The organism is Vibrio sp. 1249-1, from assembly GCF_033340495.1.
On the sequence record NZ_JAWOWJ010000102.1, the window covers coordinates 1 to 1,135 of the forward strand.

Here is a 1,135-nt window from a genome sequence, read left to right on the forward strand (position 1 = left end):
AGACAGTGGCACTTGCTTAGTATTGCGTTGACGTTTGGACTTAGTAATGTCGCCCAATTCCATAATATCCTTGATATTACGTTTTAACGCTTGCGGCGTAATGCCCATTTTCTCGTTGTACGCTTGCTGCTTCTCACGACGACGATTGGTTTCATCCATCGCTTTTTTCATCGATTTTGTAATGCTATCCGCATAGAGAATCGCTTTACCCTCAATGTTTCGTGCAGCACGACCTATCGTCTGAATGAGTGAACGTTCTGAACGCAAGAAACCTTCTTTGTCGGCATCCAAAATTGCCACCAGCGAGACTTCCGGCATATCCAAACCTTCTCGAAGCAAGTTGATACCCACTAAGACATCGAACTCGCCTAAGCGCAAATCTCGAATGATCTCGACGCGCTCTACCGTGTCGATGTCGGAGTGAAGATAACGAACACGAACATCATGCTCATGCAGATATTCCGTTAAATCTTCCGCCATTCGTTTGGTCAGAGTCGTAACAAGAACACGTTCCTCTTTGGCGGCACGAATACGAATTTCAGACAACAGATCATCGACCTGAGTCGCGACTGGTCGAACTTCGAGTATTGGATCCAGCAAGCCAGTAGGACGCACGACTTGATCCGCAATTTCACCTGCCGATTTCTCTAGCTCATAATTACCCGGCGTCGCCGAGACGAAAATAGTTTGCGGAGCAAGAGACTCAAATTCTTCAAATTTTAGAGGACGGTTGTCCAACGCCGATGGTAAGCGGAAACCAAACTCAACCAGAGTTTCTTTACGTGAACGGTCAGCTTTATACATCGCACCAATCTGCGGTACAGTCACGTGGGACTCATCGATGATAAGCAAACCATCATGAGGCAAGTAATCGAACAAGGTTGGAGGCGGCTCACCCTCAGAACGACCACTGAGATAACGTGAGTAGTTTTCGATACCAGAGCAGAAACCGAGCTCATTCATCATCTCGATATCAAACTGTGTACGCTGGCTAATGCGCTGCTCTTCTATTAGCTTGTTATTCTCTAGTAATTGTTTCTTGCGTACTTCGAGCTCAACTTTGATGCTTTCTATCGCTTCGAGAATACGGTTGCGGGGCGTCACGTAGTGCGTTTTCGGGTAAATCGTGTAACGC

1 protein-coding gene is annotated in these 1,135 nt (G+C 46.7%); it reads right to left on the reverse strand.

The annotated features are described in order from the left end of the window. On the reverse strand, nt 1-1,135 hold a 1,135-nt coding region (locus R7Z50_RS24555), incomplete at both ends, for a helicase-related protein (protein ID WP_318149357.1).